This is a genomic window from Halohasta litchfieldiae (assembly GCF_002788215.1).
Classification (GTDB): Archaea; Halobacteriota; Halobacteria; order Halobacteriales; family Haloferacaceae; genus Halohasta; species Halohasta litchfieldiae.
This window is the reverse complement of the sequence record NZ_CP024845.1, coordinates 2,392,714-2,413,116: the sequence shown is the minus strand read 5'-3', so window position 1 is coordinate 2,413,116 and position 20,403 is coordinate 2,392,714. Positions and strand designations below refer to the sequence as shown.

General features: G+C 59.7%; 17 protein-coding genes, 1 tRNA gene and 1 pseudogene. 11 read left to right on the top strand and 8 right to left on the bottom strand.

Annotated features, from left to right (window positions below; all coding sequences use genetic code 11):
• Positions 1-10: 10 nt before the first annotated feature.
• Positions 11-445: a universal stress protein gene (locus HALTADL_RS12195; RefSeq protein ID WP_089671016.1), complete on the bottom strand. Its 435-nt coding sequence runs from the start codon at positions 443-445 to the stop codon at positions 11-13.
• Between the two features lie 360 nt (positions 446-805).
• On the opposite strand from HALTADL_RS12195, the gene HALTADL_RS12190 reads away from it, so the two are divergent.
• The 5 genes and pseudogenes from HALTADL_RS12190 to HALTADL_RS12170 all read left to right on the top strand — a co-directional run.
• Positions 806-3,103 carry an amino acid permease gene (locus tag HALTADL_RS12190; protein ID WP_089671015.1) on the top strand — a complete coding sequence of 766 codons (2,298 nt, stop codon included), beginning with the start codon at positions 806-808 and terminating at the stop codon, positions 3,101-3,103.
• Between the two features lie 332 nt (positions 3,104-3,435).
• Positions 3,436-4,971, top strand: a complete 1,536-nt coding sequence (locus HALTADL_RS12185) for a TrkH family potassium uptake protein (protein ID WP_089671014.1) — start codon at positions 3,436-3,438, stop codon at positions 4,969-4,971.
• A 157-nt stretch (positions 4,972-5,128) separates the two neighbouring features.
• Positions 5,129-5,626, top strand: a complete 498-nt coding sequence (locus tag HALTADL_RS12180) for a ferritin family protein (protein ID WP_089671013.1) — start codon at positions 5,129-5,131, stop codon at positions 5,624-5,626.
• Complete coding sequence (locus HALTADL_RS12175) at positions 5,623-6,063, top strand: metal-dependent transcriptional regulator (RefSeq protein ID WP_089671012.1); 441 nt, start codon at positions 5,623-5,625, stop codon at positions 6,061-6,063. The genes HALTADL_RS12180 and HALTADL_RS12175 overlap by 4 nt, the downstream gene beginning before the upstream one ends.
• 370 nt (positions 6,064-6,433) lie before the next feature.
• Positions 6,434-6,763 (top strand): annotated as a pseudogene (locus HALTADL_RS12170) (DUF1616 domain-containing protein); the annotation flags it as partial.
• Positions 6,764-7,200: 437 nt separating this feature from the next.
• Here HALTADL_RS12170 and HALTADL_RS17840 read toward each other — a convergent pair.
• Positions 7,201-7,365 (bottom strand): DUF7838 family putative zinc beta-ribbon protein, encoded by a 165-nt coding sequence (locus tag HALTADL_RS17840; RefSeq protein ID WP_177171895.1) that lies wholly within the window; start codon positions 7,363-7,365, stop codon positions 7,201-7,203.
• Positions 7,366-7,558: 193 nt separating this feature from the next.
• Here HALTADL_RS17840 and HALTADL_RS12165 point away from each other — a divergent pair, with 193 nt between their 5' ends.
• The 4 genes from HALTADL_RS12165 (at position 7,559) to HALTADL_RS12150 (ending at position 9,398) form a co-directional block, all read left to right on the top strand.
• The gene (locus HALTADL_RS12165; RefSeq protein ID WP_321166912.1) at positions 7,559-8,074 is read left to right on the top strand and encodes an acyl-CoA thioesterase; all 516 of its coding nucleotides are present in this window, start codon (positions 7,559-7,561) and stop codon (positions 8,072-8,074) included.
• Between the two features lie 94 nt (positions 8,075-8,168).
• Positions 8,169-8,702: a cob(I)yrinic acid a,c-diamide adenosyltransferase gene (locus HALTADL_RS12160; RefSeq protein WP_089671009.1), complete on the top strand. Its 534-nt coding sequence runs from the start codon at positions 8,169-8,171 to the stop codon at positions 8,700-8,702.
• Between the two features lie 278 nt (positions 8,703-8,980).
• Entirely contained in the window at positions 8,981-9,226 is a 246-nt protein-coding gene (locus tag HALTADL_RS12155) for a DUF7553 family protein (RefSeq protein ID WP_089671008.1), read from the top strand.
• Positions 9,227-9,323: 97 nt separating this feature from the next.
• Positions 9,324-9,398: transfer RNA gene (locus HALTADL_RS12150), tRNA-Val, on the top strand.
• A gap of 164 nt (positions 9,399-9,562) precedes the next feature.
• Here HALTADL_RS12150 and HALTADL_RS12145 read toward each other — a convergent pair.
• Positions 9,563-9,985, bottom strand: a complete 423-nt coding sequence (locus tag HALTADL_RS12145; protein ID WP_265472957.1) for a glutamate cyclase domain-containing protein — start codon at positions 9,983-9,985, stop codon at positions 9,563-9,565.
• A 32-nt stretch (positions 9,986-10,017) separates the two neighbouring features.
• Positions 10,018-10,995 carry a DMT family transporter gene (locus tag HALTADL_RS12140; protein WP_245708352.1) on the bottom strand — a complete coding sequence of 326 codons (978 nt, stop codon included), beginning with the start codon at positions 10,993-10,995 and terminating at the stop codon, positions 10,018-10,020.
• A 243-nt stretch (positions 10,996-11,238) separates the two neighbouring features.
• Here HALTADL_RS12140 and HALTADL_RS12135 point away from each other — a divergent pair, with 243 nt between their 5' ends.
• Complete coding sequence (locus HALTADL_RS12135) at positions 11,239-12,030, top strand: helix-turn-helix transcriptional regulator (protein WP_089671006.1); 792 nt, start codon at positions 11,239-11,241, stop codon at positions 12,028-12,030.
• Here HALTADL_RS12135 and HALTADL_RS12130 read toward each other — a convergent pair.
• Positions 12,027-14,471, bottom strand: coding sequence for an efflux RND transporter permease subunit (locus HALTADL_RS12130; RefSeq protein ID WP_089671005.1), 2,445 nt, complete (start codon positions 14,469-14,471; stop codon positions 12,027-12,029). The two genes, HALTADL_RS12135 and HALTADL_RS12130, sit on opposite strands and share 4 nt — an antisense overlap.
• A 1-nt stretch (position 14,472) precedes the next feature.
• Positions 14,473-16,215 (bottom strand): COG1361 S-layer family protein, encoded by a 1,743-nt coding sequence (locus HALTADL_RS12125; RefSeq protein WP_089671004.1) that lies wholly within the window; start codon positions 16,213-16,215, stop codon positions 14,473-14,475.
• 432 nt (positions 16,216-16,647) lie between these two features.
• Between HALTADL_RS12125 and HALTADL_RS12120 the strand changes: the two genes are divergently transcribed.
• The gene (locus HALTADL_RS12120) at positions 16,648-16,929 is read left to right on the top strand and encodes a PadR family transcriptional regulator (RefSeq protein WP_089671138.1); all 282 of its coding nucleotides are present in this window, start codon (positions 16,648-16,650) and stop codon (positions 16,927-16,929) included.
• A 32-nt stretch (positions 16,930-16,961) separates the two neighbouring features.
• Here HALTADL_RS12120 and HALTADL_RS12115 read toward each other — a convergent pair whose 3' ends face one another.
• Both HALTADL_RS12115 and glmS read right to left on the bottom strand, forming a co-directional pair.
• Entirely contained in the window at positions 16,962-18,284 is a 1,323-nt protein-coding gene (locus tag HALTADL_RS12115) for a phosphohexomutase domain-containing protein (RefSeq protein ID WP_089671003.1), read from the bottom strand.
• A gap of 272 nt (positions 18,285-18,556) precedes the next feature.
• On the bottom strand, positions 18,557-20,374 hold the full coding sequence (gene glmS / locus HALTADL_RS12110) for a glutamine--fructose-6-phosphate transaminase (isomerizing) (RefSeq protein WP_089671002.1): 1,818 nt from the start codon (positions 20,372-20,374) through the stop codon (positions 18,557-18,559).
• Positions 20,375-20,403 lie beyond the last annotated feature (29 nt).

Sequence of the window (20,403 nt, the reverse complement as noted above, 5' to 3'; positions counted from 1 at the left end):
TAGAGAGTGGCTACTCGTCGTCGCTGTCGACACGCGGCAGTGCGATCACAGGCCGGTCGGCCTGCGTCACGAGTTTGAGCGAGCGGTCGCCGGACAAAAACTGGACGAGTCGGTTGCCGCCACGAGAACGGTAGGCGATGGCGCTTGCGTCGACCTCCTCGGCGGCCTCAAAGATTGCTTTCACGACGTTCCGGCTGTAGGCGGTGTGTGTCTCTGCATCGGGGAACTCCTCACGGACGGCCGCAAACGCCTCCGCGGCCATCTCTTCGGACTGCTCGACGGGTGTCTTATCCGGAGAGCCACCACCCTTTTCGACGACGTGGAGTGCGGTCACGTGGTCGGGGGTGTATGGGGCGAGCCGTTGGGCAGTCGCTCGCGCGTCTTCGGCCGTCGCAACGGGCACGAGAACATGAGACAACAGTGCTGTGTCGACTGGCTGAGCCATACCAGACGAACACAAACGAGTAAGAAAAGTGTTGCGTGCTATCCACCAGTCACTGCCACTGCCGCTCATCAAATACGTATCATACAAGACTACAAATACGACATCAAAAAGGAGTTTATATACAGTATTGCGTGATCAGTAGATAGCTGTCGAACATATTAAGTACAGAACACGGATACGGACTGCTACAATGCGAATAGTCGACAGAACCACCATCGGTCGAGGCTGTCGGTTCTCTGGTCAGTCGAACCGATTAAGGAAGCCGAAACTAATCCACTACTATGTTTGAGTATCTCTCTTCGGTTCACACACCAGTAGCAGGCCAGTACGCTGACAGGTACGGCCAGCGGGAGGGTCGACATGAGTGACGAAGAACTCGCCAAAGACCTGACGCTCACCTCGGCACTGACCATCGGAATCGGGACGATGATCGGGGCTGGGATTTTCGTCCTGCCGGGGGAGGCTGTCCAGCAGGCAGGACCGCTTGCAGCCGGGGCGTTCGTCCTCGGTGGCGTTATTGCGATCTTTACGGCGCTGTCGGCCAGCGAACTCGGCACAGCGATGCCGAAATCGGGTGGTGCCTACTTCTATATCAATCGCTCGCTCGGGCCGCTGTTCGGCTCGATTGCTGGCTGGGGCAACTGGATCGGGCTCACCTTCGCCTCGGCGTTTTACATGTTCGGCTTCGGCCAGTACGTCATTGCTTTCAAACCGCTGTTGACCGAGATCGTCTCGGCGGCTCCGTTCGGTGATCTCGTCATTGCAGCGCTCGAAATCCCCGGTCTCATTTTGGCTCCGATTCCACTGTCAAGTGCGAAAATCATCGCGCTTCTCGGCGCGGTCTTTTTCGTCGCCGTCAACTACTTCGGCGCGAAAGAAACTGGCAAACTCCAGAACATTATCGTGTTTATCCTGATGGGGATTCTGACAGTCTTTACGCTGTTCGGGGTCCTCAATGCTGATCTCCAGACACTCCGGCCAATCGATCCGCAGGGGTACACACCGCTGCTGCCGCTCACCGGACTCATTTTCGTCTCCTATTTGGGGTTCGTCCAGATTACTTCGGTCGCCGAGGAAATCCAAGATCCCGGACGTAATCTGCCGATTGCGATTGTCGGCAGCGTCGTCATCGTCACCGTCATCTACGCGCTGGTGCTACTGGCCGTGTTGGCTGCGGTCCCCAACAGCGTCGTGGCCGGCAACGATACCGCCGTGGTCGACGTGGCCCAGATTCTGATGGGGCCACTGGGGGCGTTGGCACTGCTGTTCGGTGGGCTGTTGGCAACCGCCTCCTCGGCAAACGCCTCGATTCTTTCGTCGTCGCGGATCAACTTTGCTATGGGCCGCGATAAGATCGTCTCACCGCAACTCAACGAGGTCCACGAGCGGTTCGGAACGCCGTACAAATCAATCGCGCTCACGGGCGTACTGATTGTCCTGTTCATCCTCGTCGGCAATCTCGAACTGTTGGCGACCGCGGGGAGCGTCCTCCACTTGGTCGTCTACGGACTGCTGAACATCGGTCTGATCGTGATGCGCGAGGCCGATCCTGACGAGTACGAACCGGATTTCACCGTCCCCCTGTACCCGATTGTGCCGATTCTCGGTGCGGTCCTCTCGTTTGCGTTGATCGGCTTTATTCAGCCACGGAGTTCGCTCCTCCTCTGTGCGGTCTTCGTGGCGCTGTCTGTCGTCTGGTATCTCGTGTATGCTCGCTCGCGGACGACCAGCGAGGGCGTGCTCTCGGAGTACATTCTCTCGCGCTCCGAGGAGATGCCCGACGCAGCGGTCTCTGCGGCCTCCTCTGTCAAACCTGATGGCGGCGAGTACCGCGTGATGGTGCCGCTGTCGAACCCCCGAACCGAGCGCGACCTGATCGAACTCGGGAGCCTCCTTGCCAAGGCCAACGACGGCACGGTCGTCGCGACCCACATCGTCCAAGTGCCGGATCAGACGCCGCTGTATGCAGGTTCGGAGCACGTCGACCGGATCGATGCCGAATCCGAGAAACTGCTGGAAGCCGCCCGCGAGGATGCCGAAACCTTCGGTGCAAACGTCGAGACGAAGACGATTCTCTCCCATCGATCCTTCGAGGAAGTCTTCGATGCCGCCAAAACTGACAAGGCGGATCTGGTCGTGATGGGTTGGAACCCCGGTTCACCGCTGTCAGCTGGCCGCGTCGAGGGGCCAATCGACGAACTCACGAGCAATCTGCCGTGTGATTTCCTCGTGCTGAAAGACCGCGGGTTCGATCTGTCGAACGTGCTGCTGCCAACTGCTGGCGGTGCCAGTTCGGACCTCAGTGCCGAAATCGCCCGGATCCTGCTTCAGCGTGGGTCGGATGTCTCACTGCTCCACGTTGTCGACGACGACTCCGAACGCGAGGCAGGCGAAACGTTCCTCTCGGAGTGGGCCGCCGACCATGGGCTCGACGAGGCGACCCAAATCGTCGACGACTCCGGCGACATCGAGGGCTCGATTGCCCACCATGCCGAAGATCGGTCGATGGTGATCATCGGAGCCACCCGCGAGGGGCTGCTCTCGCGGCTCGTCCGTGGCTCGCTGGCCTTCGACGTGCTCAACGATGTCGACTGTTCGGTCCTGCTGGCCGAGCGACCATCCCAGCGGTCGATTATGGATCGACTGTTCGGGCGGTGAACCGCCTCGGAGGCAACTTCTTCGAGAAACAGAGATTCTCGTCATTATAAGAGTGCGTCACTCGGCCGTGGCGACTTCTCGTCGCTGTTTCTCCCGTTCATTGCGAGAGTGGCTGCCCACCCCCGTGGCATTCGCCTCGACCTCCTGTAACGGTAGTCGTCTGCTTGGCAACACTGTTCGAAGCTGTTTGTACACCTAGGTGGTCTGTTCGTGGGTCTCTCACCGATTGGTGTACCGAGATGAGTCGACTCCGTACGGAGAATCCAGTCCCGAAGCGTTGATAGGGACGTACCGAATCACGTGATTGTAACTGCATATATGGAGTCCTTGGTATGAAATGGCGAGTTGACTGGGTTGCGAGTGTGAGCATGGTCGGAACCATCATCAAATATCTCGCCGTGACGATGGTAATTCCGCTCATGGTCTCGATCATCTACATGCGAGACATCTGGGTGTTCGTCGCCGCAATCGGGATTACGCTGCTCGTTGGGTTCGGTCTCGAACGACTCGATAAGGACCCAGATCTCGGGCCAACCGAGGCACTGTTGCTCGTCTCATTGTCGTGGCTTGCTGTCGCTGTTGTCGGATCGATCCCGTATCTGCTTGCCGGGTATGGGACCGAATCTATGCTTCGCCTCCCGATCAATGCGCTCTTCGAGTCGATGAGCGGCGTGACGACAACGGGGTCGACGGTGACTGCCGAACTCAGCTTCGACCGCCACTCACATGCGGTGTTGATGTGGCGACAGCTTACCCAGTGGCTCGGTGGGATGGGTATCATCGTCCTGATGATCGCCATCCTGCCGGAACTCGCAGTCAACGGAGCCCAACTGATGGAGTCGGAAGCACCGGGGCCGGAACTCCAGAAGCTCACGCCACGAATCGCTGAAACTGCCCGCGCACTGTGGCTGATCTATTTCGGCTTCACGCTGGTGTTGATCGGTCTACTGTACGGGGCCCATTTGCTCGGGTTCGCACCCAATATGAACCTGTACAACGCGATTGCCCATGGGTTCTCCACGCTTCCGACCGGTGGATTCTCACCACAGGCCGACAGTATTGCAGCCTTCGGTGCGGTTGTCCAGTGGATCATTATCCCGTTTATGGTGATCGCAGGCGTCAATTTCGCGCTGTTCTGGCACGTTCTCAGAGGCGAGTTCCGAACCATGGTCGACAATCCCGAATTCCGGTGGTACATGGGAGCGATTGGCGTGCTTATCGCCGTGCTGTCGGTGATTCTGGTCCGTGGGGCCGCGCCAGCGATGGAACTCGGTGGGGTTACAGAGGGGCTGACGGAGAATACGATCCGACAGGCAGCATTCCAGATCGCCTCACTGATGAACTCGACTGGCTATGCGACTGCCAACTTTGCACAGTGGGATGAACATGCACAGGTTGTGTTGCTCTTTGTGATGTTCATCGGTGGGTCGGCTGGCTCGACTGGTGGAGGTGTCAAAGTCGTTCGCTGGCTTATTACGCTGAAGGCGATCCGCCGGGAGCTGTACACCACCATCCATCCCGATGCTGTCAGTCCGGTTCGACTCGGCGGACAGGTTGTCGACGAGGATGCGATCCGCGGCATCATGGTGTTTACACTGCTCTACATCTTCCTGTTTGGAGTCGCAGCGGTGTTTCTGAGCCTCGACTCGGCACGCATCGGCTACGAACTGTCGACCTTGGAGGCAATCAGTGCCTCGCTGGCAACACTCGGGAACATTGGACCGGGGTTCGGCTCGCTCGGTCCGTTTGGAAGCTTTCGAGAGTTTTCAGACCTTTCGAAATTCCTCATGATCTTCCTCATGTGGATCGGTCGACTCGAAATCGTCCCTGTGTTGGCACTGTTCGTCGGACGACTCAAGGACCGATAACTCATCTCGCAGTTCACTACTCACGTCAATTTCTCGGTGGCAACGGTTCGGATTTTTGCAGTGTTGTGTCACACACGGACTCTCGGAGGGAAAACGGTAAGTTACCGACGCGCTGATAGTGTGATATGAACCCAGCAGTATCGGACGGGAGCAACCAGTGAGTCTCGGTCAGCAGGTGTGGTCGGACCGCCAGCTGGCGCGACTGCTCCAGATCGGGATCGTCCTCGAAGAGGTGGTCGAGGCCCGCGCCTCCCGGCATTATCAGTCGCTTGCCGAGGAAGACCGCACCCTCGACGCAGAAATCGAGGCGTTGCTCTCACACGCCGCCGAGGAGTCCGCTGACCACCGCAAGCGACTGGAGGATCTCATCGAGGGATTGAACGTCGACAGCGTTCCCTTCGACGAGATCGAAACGCTCGTCGAGGCCCGCTACGGACAGACCAAGCCCGACGATTTCGATGGCGTCCTCTACGACCAGCTTTGCAACGAGGAGACCGCCTACAAGTTTTACGACGATCTGATCGAGGCCATCGAAGCCAGTGAGGCGTCGTTCTCGGTCGACCGCGAGCAGCTACTTGCGGTCCTCCGTGGCCTGAGAGAAGAAGAAAGCGATGGCGTCGAGGAAGTTACTACAATCATGGAGGAACGCGAATGAACACGGCGAACCAGTATCTCAAAGCGATCTATCTGATTCAACAACAGGACAATAGCCCCGCCGCAACCGGCCGGGTCGCCGATATGCTCGATGTCAGTCCCGCCAGCGCAAACGAGATGATCGGCAAACTCGAAAGCCGTGAGTTGGCCGAACACGAGAAATACAAGGGCGTCAGTCTCACCGACGAGGGGATCGTCCGTGCCCGTGACGCGCTACAGACCTACTGTATCATCCAGCGCTTCCTCGTCAACGTTCTGGGTGTCGAGGAGTTCCGCGAGGAGGCTCACGAGCTCGAAAGCGTCATCGACGGCACCGTCGCCGAACGGCTCGATACGATCATCGACCGCAAACCCGAATGCCCCGACTGTTTCGATCCGGAGCTCGATGCCTGTGGCTGTCTCAACGTCGAGATCGAACCCGAGCAGCCAGCCGACTGATCGGCCCCACGCTATTTTGACAAGGTCGGTGTGAGTCAGTTGTTGTCGACGATTTTAGCGATCCACACGGGGGCTACTACTCGTAGATTAGTTTTAGACAGTAAGTAGACAGTTGCGAAGTTCTGGTCGCAAAAACGATAGCAGTAATTCAGCCGCTCATGGTTGAAATACTGCGATATAGTTGGATAAAAATATCCTGTTGAGAGATTTAATCAATATCAGATATCACACAGCTGTTGCAGATAGTATCCAAATCAGTACGATGAGTATCCATTTATATTTAGATTGACAATCCAGGGATGATACAAGCAGTTGTCCTCGCGGCAGGCGAACGCGGCTCCGACCGCTCACCGAAGAGAAACCGAAAGGCATGGTCGAGGTCGCTGGTTTCACGCTCGGCGCAACCGCAATAGCGGCCCGTCGACGGGCTGCGCTCTCGGTCGACGAACGGTTTTCGGTTCCCTATCAGGCGTGGATCGAAGCGGGACGCAGTGAGTTGTTGCAGCCTGAGACACGGGGCGATTCCGCGCTGAATATCCTGCTTGTGGTCAGTGTGCTGCTTGCCCTCGGAAGCGTTTCCTATGCGGTCGCCGTCCCGCCGGATGGCGAGCAGTTCTCGGAGCTGTATCTGCTGACCGAAGACGACGACGGCGAACTGGTGGCCGACAACTACCCCTCTGAACTCGTCGCCGGTGAGTCGACGGCGCAGCTCTGGTACCGAAATTTGTATAGCCACATACAGTTTATTTGTGGAGAGCCGACCAACTAACTTAGTAGTCGGCTGGTTTACGTCGCCAATTGGAGTCGGACGAGGTGGCCACTTTCTGGGGTCGCACGCGCGAAGAAAATAAGAAGCCAGCAATCTCCATGACCCAGCCGACGACGGACGACGAAAATCGAATCGTTCGGGCACCCAAAGCGCTGCCTGTTGATTGAAACGTTGGGCATGACCGACGGTTTTCTATTCGAGCTCTGTACCCCACTCTTCGGTCACGAACGGAGATTGAACGAGTCGATTAGCTCACCCCTCGACCGATAGGTCATCCGACCACGTCGACACTTTTGGGCGTGCGGTACGTTCCGAGTTTCAAACCCGTAGAAGAGGCCAACACAGTACCGCTGGTGATCTCGCCGTGTTCACGCAGCCGAACTGTCGATGCCGTTGATTTTGACAAAGGTGTAGCTACAGGTCGTACATCTCCATTTGGTTTTCTCTCCGAGATGGAGCGTCGTGCTGGCGGCTCGATAAAACGTCTCTTCGGTATCACAGTCGGGACAGTCGTGACTGATTTCGAGGCTCATACGCCCAACGTAGGACCGTGGTGTGTTAAGATATTGGGTCATCCGGGACAGTCATCCGGGCGCCACCACACGTATAAACTATATTTTGCTATATAGAATAGGGAAATCAGCATAATGAGATCGATTGGCAGAGTCACTGTACCAGCCTTCAGAGACGAAACACAGATCGCGTGGGTCGACACGAATCGGTCATATGAGACTGGTACACTGGCTAGAATCAAGCAACACCTCAGTCGCACTCGGAGAGGAGTCGACAGTCCCGAGCGTACATATGGATGGCACCCAACGGACCAGTATGGATGTCGACCATCCGGTTACGATCCCGGTGCCGGTTCGGTTCCGTGATCTCGATCCCTTAGGGCACGTCAACAACGCGGTCCACGCGAGCTACATTGAGGAGGCCCGAGTGGCCTATTTCAAACGGGTTCTCGATATTGATCTCGATACTGTCGGGACCGTCGTTGCCTCGCTGTCAATCGATTACCGACAGCCCATTGAACTCGGCGATGAGTTGGTAGTTGAAATCAGGGTTCCGAAAATCGGGACGACGAGTCTCACGACTGAGTACGAACTCCGGGCCGACGGGGATGTCGTGGCGACCGCGACCGTGGTACAGGTGTTGTACGATTACGAGGAAGACGAGCCGACACCGATTCCCGACGACTGGCGGTCGACAATTGAGCGCTTCGAGGATCACGACACCGAATGACTCCGAGCCGGACTGTACCAAACTACTTGCTGATTGCTCCAAAAGAGTAGTGTATGCACACAGCACAGACTGCCGACAGCGATGGGGGTCACAGATGACGATCTACACCGGCCGTGGCGACGAGGGCGAGACCGACCTTCGAGATCTCTCTCGCGTCTCGAAAACCAATCCGCGGATCGAGGCCTACGGCGTCGTCGACGAGGCCAACTCTCTGATCGGGACAGCCCGGCCCAGCGGCTACGACGACATCGACAACTGGCTGGAGTCGGTCCAAAACCATCTCCACATCATCCAATCGGAGTTTGCGACGCCTGAGCCGGGGGAGGACGATCCACAAATTCGCGCGGAACACGTCGACGAACTCGAAGCGTGGATCGATAGCGCCGACGAGGAGTTGGAGCCGCTCACGTCGTTCATCCTCCCGGGTGGCAGTGAGTCAGGGGCCGCCCTCCACCACGCGCGGGCGGTCACCCGCCGGGCCGAGCGCCGGGCGGTCGAACTCGCCCAAAACGAGCCGATCAACGCCGAGGCGGTAACGTATCTCAATCGGCTCTCCGATGGGCTGTTCACCTTCGCGCGGCTCGTCAACGCCCGCGACGGGATTCCTGAGGAGTCGCCGAGCTACTGAGCGTGCGGGACTAGTGTTACAAAACGGGGCCGCAGACCGCCACAGTCTGTTGGGACAGACGGATGAGTTCGCTGTGGCGGCCGAATCCGGGTCATGTCATCAGTCGATACCCACGGTGCCGTCGACCCGGCGGACGGAGGCGATACATGCGGCGGTGGCAAGCCACTCCACCGACCGTGTCTTTAGGTTCGCCTAAACCTTTGTCAAGTTTGCGGTTTAGGCTGGCCTAAATAACGTTCAGCACAAAGGCTATATCTGTTGCCCGCATTTGGTCAAATATGAACAAGCACTTCAGTGACGCACGATACTACCTCGGCCGCGCCGCATCGCACCTCAAAATCGGTCTGAGCGAGGAGCTGGAGCCAGTTGCTCGACGTGTTCGGGCGAAATTCGGCACGGAAGTCGACGAACCCGCCGAGCCGGAGACGCGTGCTGGACGTGCTCGTGTTGCTGCAAAGCGAACCGTCAAACAGGCGACGCGTCGTGTGCGAGGCTCCCGGCAGCCTGACGAGCAGGCAGTCTAACGGCGCAGTTCCGTCTTTTTCGATGTGCTACAGTGGCGAGCCGTCGCCCGGTTCGGACAGAAGCTTTTAAGTCCGGTCGACAGGTAGCAGTGAGTGCGGGTTGGTGGTCTAGCCAGGTTATGACGGCTCCTTCACACGGAGCAGGCCGGCGGTTCAAATCCGCCCTAACCCATTTCTAATTTCTCGCAACGCTGAGCGTAGCGAAGCGTCCGTGAAATCGAAATGGTCGACTGGCGGATTTGAAGCAGGGAACGACCGAAGGGAGTGACTGTGGTTCAAATCCACCCCAATCCACTTTTCAGCGGCACAATAGACGAGCAGAGCATTTTCACTCTATCACTTTGATCTGGAGCGTTCAGCTTCACAAATACCCGATAAAACGTCGACAACCCCTTCGTGAATCCCACTTCGAATCCCACTTCGAATCCCGTCGACAGACAGCTCAGGCTCCCCACTCACACCGTCGACACACCCGGCTTCCACACACGCAGCCAACAACTGACGCTCAGTATCGCCACTGTGCAGTAGATTCTCCCCAGTAAGCACCGACAGTGCGGCGACGATGCCGTAGGCTCCCCAGTTGGAGACACCAGCCACGACGAGATGGTCGACCGGCGTCACACAGGCAATTGTCTCGCCGTATGTGATTTCGGCTTCGACGGTCGACTGGACCACGCCCATCCCGATTTCGTTGCCGCCGTCGCCAACGTCGACCGTCGGACCCCGTGCTCGTGGGCTTGGTCGAAAACGAGTCGACAGCGCTATAACGTGAGTCGAAAGTTTGCTTGGGGTCAGTCGTGCTTGTGGTTCTCGTGTTGGGAGAACGCCTCGAACTGCCAGCGCCCAGTCGAGCGGGCAACCGTCCGGCGGACCACCGGCGCGAGCGACTCGTGGCCGATGATGACGAAGCCAATGACGACAACCCCGAAGCCAGTAACTGTTGTCATCGACAGCGACTCACCGAGCAGGAGCCAGCCACCGAGCGTGGCGAAGATCGGACTCACATAGAAGACGAGACTGGTGTGGGTCGCACCGATCTCGTCGAGCAGTCCGAAGTAGAGGATGTAGGCAACCGCACCTGCGAGGATGCTAAGGTAGCCAACAGCGAGTATCGCGCCGAGCGTCCAGTCGACGGCGGCGGGCGACTCTCCGGCCCCGAGGCTGAGCGCGTGGAGCAGGACGGCACTGATTGGCAGCGCCCACGCAGTCCGTACGGTGCTCGACAGCGAGGCGTCAGCTCGGCGGATCAGCACGGTCCCGAAGGCGAGGCTGGCCGCGCCAGCGAGGATGACCATCGCACCGCCGTTGAACGTCTCGACGACCGTCGCGGGCGTGATGTCGATCACGAGACCGACGCCGACGAGACCGACGAGCGTCCCGACTGCGCCCCCGGTCGAGAGTCGTTCGTCGCTCAGCAGTCCACTGGCGAACAGCGGTGCGAAGATTGGTACGAGTGCGAATAGGATCGCCCCGATACCGCTGGTTACCGACCCCTGCCCGACGAACAGCAGGCCGTTGGCGAGGCCGATAGCGAAAACCCCCGCCGCCAAGATGCCAGCAACGTCGGCACGGGTTTTCGGGAGCCACTCCGAAGGACTTCGAGTCAGTACAACGTAGCCAAGCAGCACCACTGCAGCGACATCAAATCGGACCGCAACGAGCAGCAGCGGCGGCATGTAGGCCTGTCCGGCTTTCGCCGCGACGAAGGTACCACCGAAGAAGATACTCACGAGCAAAAACCGGAGCAACAGGCGGTGGTTCAGTGCCAAAACTGAACGCCTCCAGTCGCTTGCCCTCGACGAATCGAGCCAGCAGTTTGGTGGTCGGTGGTAGTCATTACAACACTGTAGAACCCAGAGCCGTATAAATTAATTCAGAAATAATTTCATAGCAAGAAAGCCATCCACACGTCGACAGTCGACCACTCCGTGTAGTAATCTCACGTCAGGCTATTGTTTCATGGCGTGAAACCGCGACGAAACTGATTTGGAACGGGGACGACAACACGGGGTATGGACCCGGTACTCGACGAGATCGAGTTTCTCGCGTTGTCGACCAATCGGGTCGACGTGCTGAGTCAGTTGGCCAAGAGACCACAGACGCGCCAAGAGCTCGGTGCGGCAACCGGTGCGTCCCAGCCGACGTTGGGGCGGATTCTGCGGGATTTCGAGGAACGACACTGGGTCACACCCGGTCCAGATGGGTACGAAGCGACCCCAACCGGTCGACTGGTGGCCGATGGTTTCGGGGATTTCTACAGCCTTCTCGAAACGGAACGCAAACTCCGAGAGATCGTCGAGTGGCTTCCGACCGAGGAACTGACGTTCGATCTGCGAGCGCTTCAGGAGTCGACGATCACCGTACCGAGTCAGACGCGCCCCGGCGCACCAGTCAGTCGTGTGATCGACCTCATCGAGGACGCCGAGCAAGTCAAAATCCTCTCGCATGCGTTCAACGACCGGACGCTCCAAGCAGTCACCGACTGGGTTGCAGCCGGCGGCTCCTTCGAGGCCGTGTTTTCGGCCGCAGCAATCAAACCGGTCGCCAATGACGCGGCGCTCGCCGGCCTGCTCCGAGAACTCCTCGACAGCGAGACCGCAACCGTCCGGATCTACGATGGCCCGGTCCCGCTGGCAGTGACACTCACCGATAGCGTGGTGAGCCTGCTGGTTCGGGACGACAACGGTCGACTGCAGGCTGCACTTGACACTGACAATCCCGAAGTAACTGACTGGGCACAGGAGGTATACAGTCGCTACTGGGAGGAAAGTCGGCCCCTAGAGCCGGATCTGCTCGATACTTAGCCCGAGGACGTTCGCCACCGATCCCAGACGACGATCACGGAGGGCGTCACCAATAGCGAGGTGAGATAGGCGTACCCGACACCCAGCGCGATCAGAATACCGAACTCCTGGATGAGCGGAATCAACGCAACCGCCAGCACGCCGATTCCGGAGACGGTCGTCACCATGCTTCCAGTGAGCGCCCCGCCAGCGCTGGTGACCGTGGCCGACAGGGCAGCAAACAGCTCCCGGTTCTCGAACTCGTCGACGAACCGATGGACGAAATGCACCGTATAGTCGACGCCTAATCCAATCGAAATCGACAGAATAGGGGCATTGATCGGTGTCAACGGGATTCCGAGGAACCGCATCGATGCCAACAGAAGCCCGACCGTTACCAAAACAGGGACGAGATTCACCAGCCCATAGCTGGCCTGTCCCTCAAGGAGGCGATAACTAACGAGCAGTACAACTGTAGTGAGCAGGAACGCGACGACGAGGCTTCGGATCGCTGAGTCCAACGTGGCGTTAATTACCTCCTGTTGGACGACGCGGTCGCCGGTTGCCACCGCCGACAGTGGCGTCCGGTCGGCGATGAACTGTGCATCCTCGACGACTGTCGGCGTCTCGGCATCGGGGTCGACTGCGATGTCGACGCGCGCGCTCTCACGGTTGGCCGACAGATAGCGGCGAGTCTCGGTGGGCCGTGAGGCCTCCACGGCGTCGTAGACTGTCTCGAGATCTCGGTCAGGAACATCGGTTCCGAGTCGGTCGCGCCGCTCGACCAGTCGGTCGAACGTCCGGTCGGCCGCCCGCTCCCGCTCGATTACCGTCAGGATGCTTTCGGTTTCTGCCTCGCCGGGGGCTGACTGCTCGAAGCTAGCCGGTGGGTCCCGCCCGATGCGGTCGATCCGCTCCAAGGAGTGGTCACGACGAACGGGTTGGTCGATGTAGATCGTCACACCGCCGGAGGTCGACTCGTCGAACTCGGTTTCGAGAATATCGATGGTGTCCAGAAAGGTGTAGGTCGACGGTGCAAACGGTTCGAGGAGTCGGTCGTAGCGGTCGATCCACGTTTCGGAGGGAAAAAACGCTTCCTCGGAGAATTCAGTGTCGACGCCCGATCCGTAGGCACCGGCTACCCCTGCGGTAAGCACAACCAAAAGGAGGAACGCTACCGGTGCGGTCCGGGCAATCGAGACACCACCCGAAAGCCCGCGGGCCAGCCGCGAGCCTTCGCTGACGATTGGTGTCGTCCCAAATTCAGGAATCGGGAGTCGACCTCTGAGGCGGTCGGCAGTCACCTTTGCGGCGGGCAGATAGATGGCGAAGATGACGAACGTGAATGTCATGCCGACCGCCGCAACGATGCCGAAATCACGGAGTGATCCGAGTGGGCTGGTGAGGTTTGCCACGAAACTCCCGATTGTCGTCATCGTCACCAGCAGGAAGGCAGTGCCTAACTGTGCCATTGATCCTGCCATCGCCTCGTCGACCGGTATCTCGTCGAGTCGAGCCTCGCGGTAGCGGTTGATCGCGTGAATGCCGAAATCGATACCAACAGCCAACAGCAACGGAAACACCGAGACGATAGCATCCGAAAACGGGATACTGGCATAGCCCATGAATCCGAAGGTCCAGACAAGTGTCAACAGGAGCGCCGAAAGTCCAAGGAAGAGATCGATTGGATCACGGTAGGCAACGAGAAGGAACAACAGAATGAGGCCGAGTGCGGCCGGGAACACGACGATTGCGGTATCTGTGAGCAGTGCGGTTATCTCTGTCTGAAGGATTCCCTCTCCGAACAGATAGGCGTTGTCGCCGATATCGTTTCTCGGGGTCTCATCGATGACAGCCGCGCTGTCGGCCTGGAGCGTCTGGAGTCGACTGGTCTGGACCGACTCGGGCACGTCGTACTCGACTGTGACGCGTGCAGTTGAGGCCCACTGGGTCGTCGGGTTGTAGTCAGTCGAGAGCTGGGTTTCGAACGTATCGCTATCGTCGACCGCTGCGATTGCGGCCGACAGCTCCCGGTCGGTCGCGTCCTCGATGGCCCGCTTTCGGTCGGCGGCGGTCTCGGCGTTGTCATCGAGTTCGGTTGCGATCCGGTCGGCGTGACTGGTCGTCTCGCTGACGCGGAGCGTGCCGTCGGCTTCGAGTCGACGTTGGGTTTCGAGGAGTCGGATGAGGGCGGGCCGGGAAACCACGTTGTCGCTCTCGATGAACAGCTGGGCAGTGGTTTCGCTGTCGCCGACCGACCCTTCGAACTCCTCGTCGATCTCCTCCAACGCGGCTTGGGCGGGTACCTCCTCGGTGAACTGATCGGTGCCAGCCTCCTGATCGACGAGGCCGACCCCGCCCGCAAACAGGACAGTCACCAGCGCGGTTCCGACGAGGATCGGCACCGCGCGCTCGACAGTTGCCTCGGCGATCCAGTCGACGGTGCGGTCGGGGTCCCACATCTCAGCGGTGCCACCGAACGGCGACGGTGATACCGATAGCGATCATTGTGAGGCCGATCAGCGAGAGGAACGACGGGAGGAGACCGTCATCGGGCGGTGGTTCGGTGGCGGTCACCGGCAGTTGATACACCTCGGAGATGAGATCCTCGTCGGTCTCGGTGTCGTACCGGATGTCGACTTCGAGCGGATAGGCTCGTTGGGTGGCTGTCTCGTCGACCGAAACCTCGACAGCGATGGTCTCGGTTTCGCCCGGGTCGAGTTCGGCGATGAACGCCTCGTCGGTGTCGACACTGAGTGGCCCATCGGGGTAGAGAAAGACGTTGAGGTCCGACACCGTCTCAGCTCGGTTGTTCGTTACGTTCAGCCGGACGGTTTCGGTCGTCCCAGTCGGAATGGCACTGTCCTCGGCACCAATGGAGAATGCTGACCGGTCGGCAGCAACGTCGACCTGTCGAACGGCGGGATCGCTTTCGAGCCGATCACCGTTGGCCCCATATTCGACGGTAAACGTTACTTGGCGTGGACCTGGATCAGCCTGCCCGCTCACGTCGGCCTCGAAGGTAACCTCGGTCGACTCGTCGTCGTCGAGATCGTCGAGGGCAACCCGTGACTCCCCGATATCGATCCGTTCGGAGGCCGGCTCGGCGCGAACAACCGGAGTCTCGACGTCTTCGGGACCTGTGTTTTCGAGGTCAGCAGTGATTGTCCCGCTTTCACCGACCGCGAGCGTGCTGGTGACGTTCTCGATCTCGAACGTTTGAGCACCGGTTGGCTCGACGGCAGTCGCAAGCGGCGGCGATTCACGCAAGATACCGTCCTCGTCCTCGTAGACGACGGTGAGTTCGAGCAGATAGCTTTCGACGCTGAGATCCGAGTCGATTCGCGTATCGAACTGCACGTCCTCGGAGTCGTCGTCCTCTAACTCGCCAAGGAAAGCGCCTGATTCCGCGGTCGACCTCCCGGCTTCGCCCGGTGTTCCGGATGGTGAGTCGACGGCGTCGACCGACGAGTTGGGCCCGTTTGCGCTGTTTTGATCCCCGCCGTTCGGACCAGTGGCTGGGCCACCGCCGTTTCCGGCCCCGACCGTCACTCCACCAGTGGGTGAGCGAGCGGTGACACGGACGTTGTCGGCGTCTGCCTCCCCCACGTTTTCGATGTCGACTTCGACGGTACCATCAGTGCCGACCTGCGCGTCAGTGTCGGCATCCTCGATCTCGAATCGGGACCCCTCTTGGACAGTGATCGGCACGTCGAACGATTCGGACTCCGTTTCATCGTCGGCCGCGGATTCGACCTCCGTGTAGGTGTACTCGACATCGACATCGAGTTCACCGCTCTCATCGTCATTCGATGCCGGAGCAGTCACTGTCACCGGAACCGACACCGCTTCACCGGGCGGAATCGAGCCAACGCCGGTATCGCCGGTCGTGACGTCGACCGGGGCGTCCTCGTCGTCGACCGCGATACTGACACCGCGTGCGGTCGCCGTCTCCGTATCGAGGCTCGACCCCTCCTCAATGCTGCCTGTGTTTACAATCGTGAGCTCGACGGTCGTCTCCGTACCGGGGGCGACAGTCCGATCAGTGAGGAACACATCGAGTGTGGGTTCGCCGACTCGCTCCTCGAAGAGATCATCGGCGAGTTGGGTGGTCGGGTCGGCTGGAGCCTGTGCGGCGTCGACGGTCGCGCCTGCCGCGTGCCCAGCGGTGGCCAACAGCACCACACAGACTAAGACACCGGCCACCAGCCTGCTCATCCATGATCCGTCGACGCAGTTAGTTCTCCACCCAGACAGATCTCCACAACCATAGCGGACCAATACGCAACCCCACTACAAATGATTTATCCACAACAATTTTTATACGTACGAAATATCGTTTAGTCAAAATTCGACAGCAGTCGTAGGATCGACAGACGGCAATGCTACTGTCATCAAAATGTCTGGTAAGGTGGTCATTCAGAGATTATTGACCCAGTTGAAAGAGTGGTTGAGTATCGTTGCAATCGTTGCAATCGCACGACTGCGTCGGCATAAACAGTTCAGATTGGCTTACTTCCGCCCCCACGAGAGGGTACATGGTGGGCATACTGGGCTGTGGCGGTAAATTACTACATATCACCTCTCAGCAGTAACTAACAAGATGGTACGGGATGACCGTCTATCTGCATGACCCGTATGTTTGAACTGACCGGCTTCCAGCGAGACCTGTTGTACGTCATTGCAGGCCTCGGTCGCCCATCCGGTCAAATGGTCCGCCGCGAGATCGAGAAACACGTCGACAACGTCAACCACGGCCGTCTGTATCCGAACCTCGACACACTGGTCGACTACGGACTCGTCGAGAAAGGACGCCACGATCAGCGAACGAACTACTACGAACTCACCGAGAAAGGCCAAGAGCTGATCGAACAGCGCAAACAGTGGGAAGACGAGTACGTCTCGGTTCCCGCCGAGTAGCGATCCGTATTCTTTTTTATAGTAGACCGCAGTCAGACCGAGAGTGCTGCCGATTCGATGAGCGACTCCGCCCGAGCAAACAGTCGGTCGGCAGTCTCGGTGTCGGCGGCGTCGGCCGTGATTCGGACGACGGATTCGGTGCCGCTGGCCCGGATGAGAAACCACCCGTCGTCGGTTTCGATTCGGATGCCGTCGGTGGTGTCGATCCGGTCGTACTCCCCGTTGAGTCGACGGCGAATACGATCTATCGCATCGTGTTTCGCCCCCGCATCCAGACAGCTCCGACGCGTGGTGTACCGGTCGCCGAACGGCGCAAGCTGTGTCGACAGCGGGCCCTCGGTCGCAATGCGTTCGACCAGTTTGCAGGCCGCGAAATGGCCGTCGGGACACCGAGTTTCGTCGTCCCAGATCCACAGGCCGCTCGGTTCGCCACCGAAGGCAACTCGCTGGTCGTCCATCCCATCGGCAACAGACATCTCGCCGACACCGGTGCGAACGATCTTGCCGCCGGCAGCACGCACGGCTTCGGTGACAAGCGAACTGGTGTCGACAGTGAGCGCGACTGACTGTCCTTGCTTGGCCGCTCGGGCGGCAAACAGCGCGAATAGCTCGTCGCCGGGGACGAACCGTCCGGTCTCGTCGACCGCCGACAGCCGGTCGGCGTCCGCATCGTGGGCAATGCCGAGATCGGCGTCAGTCGCTTTGACGGTCCGGCTCAGCCGCTCGCAGGCGGTGGCTGTCGGCTCGCTCCCGCGGCCGGGGAAGCTTCCGTCACGGTGGCCGTTGAGTGTCGTGACGTCACAGCCCAACTCGGCCAACACGTCGGCAGTCAGCCGCCCGGTGCCGTTGCCGAGGTCGACGACCACCGAGAGCCCCTCGACGGCATCGAACTGTGAGCAGAGCCGCTGGTGGTGACGCTCACGGAGATCAGTACGCCGTGTCGAGTGACCGATCTCGTCGGGAGCAGCCGGGGTGACAGTCCCAGCGTTGGCCCGCCGGACGAGCGACCGGTAGCGATCACGGTCGAGCGCGCGACCGGTTTCGGTTCGGAGTTTGAACCCGTTGTCCCCGGCCGGGTTGTGTGAGCCGGTAATTACCACGCCGAGGTCGGCATCGAGCCACGGCACGCTCCGGGCTATCGTCGGCGTCGACTCGACACCGACGCGGATCACCGAACCGCCACACTCCACGATCCCAGACACGAGTGCGTGTTCCAACATGGGACCGCTGTCTCTCACATCCCGGCCGACGACAATCGAATCAGCAGTGGTGCCGAGGGCACGACCCAACCGAATCGCCAGACTCGTCCCGATACTTGCGCCGACCGGCCCTCGGATACCGCCCGTTCCAAACATGGGTGGAACTGTCGACCATTCGGCTTAGGTAGGCGGTTCATACTCTCGGTGAGCCACTGACTACTCGGGCCATAGCCCACTCGCTCGTCTCGTACGGGCTCCCTACTCGATCACGAGCTCGCCATCGCCTGTGAGTGATAGCTCATACCGGCGTAGGTGAATCTCACCGACAGACACTCGTTTGTCACATGTACTGTTATGTTCACTAGCGTTTCGACTCGGTCGACGATCAGCGAGGAAAACAAGACCGCTGCCGGTAGCTGTCGAAGACGTTATTCGACAGTGACGCTTTTCGCGAGGTTTCGTGGTTTGTCGATGGAGCGTTCGAGTCGGTTGGCGAAGTGGTAGGACAGCAGTTGGAGCTGGACGTTCGCCAGTAGTCCGTTGAGCTCCGGTGTCGACGACGGGATCGGAATCAGATCGTCGACGGTCGCGGCGACCTCCGTGGCGTCTTCGGGAGCGATACCGATCACCGATGCCCCGCGAGCTTGGACCTCTCGGACGTTGTTGAGCGTCTTCTCGTCGTGATCACCGGTGAACACCGCGATCACGACCGTGTTCGGCGTGACCAGCGCCAACGGGCCGTGTTTGAGCTGTCCGGCCGCAAAGCCTTCGGCGTGTTCGTAGGTGATCTCCTTGAATTTCAACGCCCCTTCGAGCGCGACCGGGTGGGCGATCCCGCGGCCGATGAAGAAGTGGGCATCCATCCCCTGATATTTCCGGGTGAGTTCGGCGGTCGGATCGCTGTCGAGGATCGACTCGATCTGTTCGGGGAGCGCGCCGAGTGACTGCAGCAGCCCCGAGGAGTGTGCGCTGGGTTCACCGGTAATATCTCGGTGGAGCCGCTCGGACAGCAGCGCAAGCGCGGTGACTTGTGAGGAGAAGGTCTTGGTCGCCGCGACGCCGATCTCGGGACCAGCGCGGATGTACAGCACGTCATCGGTCTCGCGGGCCGCGGTCGACCCAATGACGTTCGTCAACGCCAATGTCCGGGCGGGGGTATCCTCAAGTCGCCGGAGCGATTCGAGCGTGTCGGCGGTTTCGCCCGATTGGGTAACGCCGATCACCAGCGTCTCGTCGTCGACCGGCATCGGGTTCGAGGCGTACTCGCCGGCACGGTGGGCGTAGGCTGGAATCCCACGCTGGCCAAGCAGGTGACAGCCGTAGAGGGCAGCGTGGTAGGAAGTTCCACAGGCGACGAACTCGACACGGGAGATATCGCTGAACTCCCCCGGCTCGAAGTCATCGAGCGTGATCGACTCGTCGGTGGGATCGAACCGGCCGTGGATCGTCTGGTTGAGCGAGGCGGGCTGTTCGTGGATCTCCTTGAGCATGTAGTGGTCGTAGCCCGACTTCTCGGCGTCTTCGGAGGACCATTCGATGGTGTCGACCGGGCGGTCGACGGCAGTTGCCGACCGGTCGAAGATCCCATAGGAATCGGGCCGCAGGACCGCAACATCCTCGTTTTCGAGGTAGATCACCTGATCGGTGAACTCGATAAACGCCGGCACGTCGCTCGCGAGGAAGAAGCCGTCGTCGGCCAGCCCGACCACCAGCGGCGAGCCGTTCCGGGTGGCGAAGATCGCGTCGGTGCCCTCGACGATCATCGCCAGCGCGTAGCTGCCTTCGAGGCGGTCGACCGCGCTCATGAAGGCATCGAATGGTTCGGCACCATCGTCGAGGAACTCCTCGACGAGGTGTGGCACGACCTCAGTGTCGGTATCACTGGTGAACTCATGGCCGCGGTCTTTGAGCTCCTCACGGAGGACATCGTAGTTCTCGATGATACCGTTGTGGACGACCGCGACACGGTCGGTCATGCCGGTGTGTGGGTGGGCGTTCTCGTCGGTCGGCGGCCCGTGGGTACTCCATCGGGTGTGGCCGATGCCAATCGAGCCGCTGGGCCGGTGTTGGTCGACGAGCCGGCGGAGCTGATCTGCTTCACCCTCACATTTCAGCACGTCGATCCCGTGGCCGTTCTGTATCGCAAGCCCTGCGGAGTCGTAGCCGCGATATTCGAGGTTTTCGAGGCCAGCCATCAGATCCTCGACGGCGTTGCCGGATCGGATGCGACCGGTGATTCCACACATTAGTCGACCCTCTCGGTGGGCAGGTCCAG

Excerpts from the sequence above, each read along its gene's own strand:
- HALTADL_RS12165 (WP_321166912.1), top strand. The coding sequence starts at position 7,559 with ATGAGACTGGTACACTGGCTAGAATCAAGCAACACCTCAGTCGCACTC.
- HALTADL_RS12195 (WP_089671016.1), bottom strand. The coding sequence starts at position 445 with ATGGCTCAGCCAGTCGACACAGCACTGTTGTCTCATGTTCTCGTGCCC.
- HALTADL_RS12190 (WP_089671015.1), top strand. The coding sequence starts at position 806 with ATGAGTGACGAAGAACTCGCCAAAGACCTGACGCTCACCTCGGCACTG.
- HALTADL_RS12115 (WP_089671003.1), bottom strand. The coding sequence starts at position 18,284 with ATGTTTGGAACGGGCGGTATCCGAGGGCCGGTCGGCGCAAGTATCGGG.
- HALTADL_RS12130 (WP_089671005.1), bottom strand. The coding sequence starts at position 14,471 with ATGTGGGACCCCGACCGCACCGTCGACTGGATCGCCGAGGCAACTGTC.
- glmS (WP_089671002.1), bottom strand. The coding sequence starts at position 20,374 with ATGTGTGGAATCACCGGTCGCATCCGATCCGGCAACGCCGTCGAGGAT.
- HALTADL_RS12175 (WP_089671012.1), top strand. The coding sequence starts at position 5,623 with ATGAACACGGCGAACCAGTATCTCAAAGCGATCTATCTGATTCAACAA.
- HALTADL_RS12185 (WP_089671014.1), top strand. The coding sequence starts at position 3,436 with ATGAAATGGCGAGTTGACTGGGTTGCGAGTGTGAGCATGGTCGGAACC.
- HALTADL_RS12120 (WP_089671138.1), top strand. The coding sequence starts at position 16,648 with ATGTTTGAACTGACCGGCTTCCAGCGAGACCTGTTGTACGTCATTGCA.
- HALTADL_RS12160 (WP_089671009.1), top strand. The coding sequence starts at position 8,169 with ATGACGATCTACACCGGCCGTGGCGACGAGGGCGAGACCGACCTTCGA.
- HALTADL_RS12135 (WP_089671006.1), top strand. The coding sequence starts at position 11,239 with ATGGACCCGGTACTCGACGAGATCGAGTTTCTCGCGTTGTCGACCAAT.
- HALTADL_RS17840 (WP_177171895.1), bottom strand. The coding sequence starts at position 7,365 with ATGAGCCTCGAAATCAGTCACGACTGTCCCGACTGTGATACCGAAGAG.
- HALTADL_RS12155 (WP_089671008.1), top strand. The coding sequence starts at position 8,981 with ATGAACAAGCACTTCAGTGACGCACGATACTACCTCGGCCGCGCCGCA.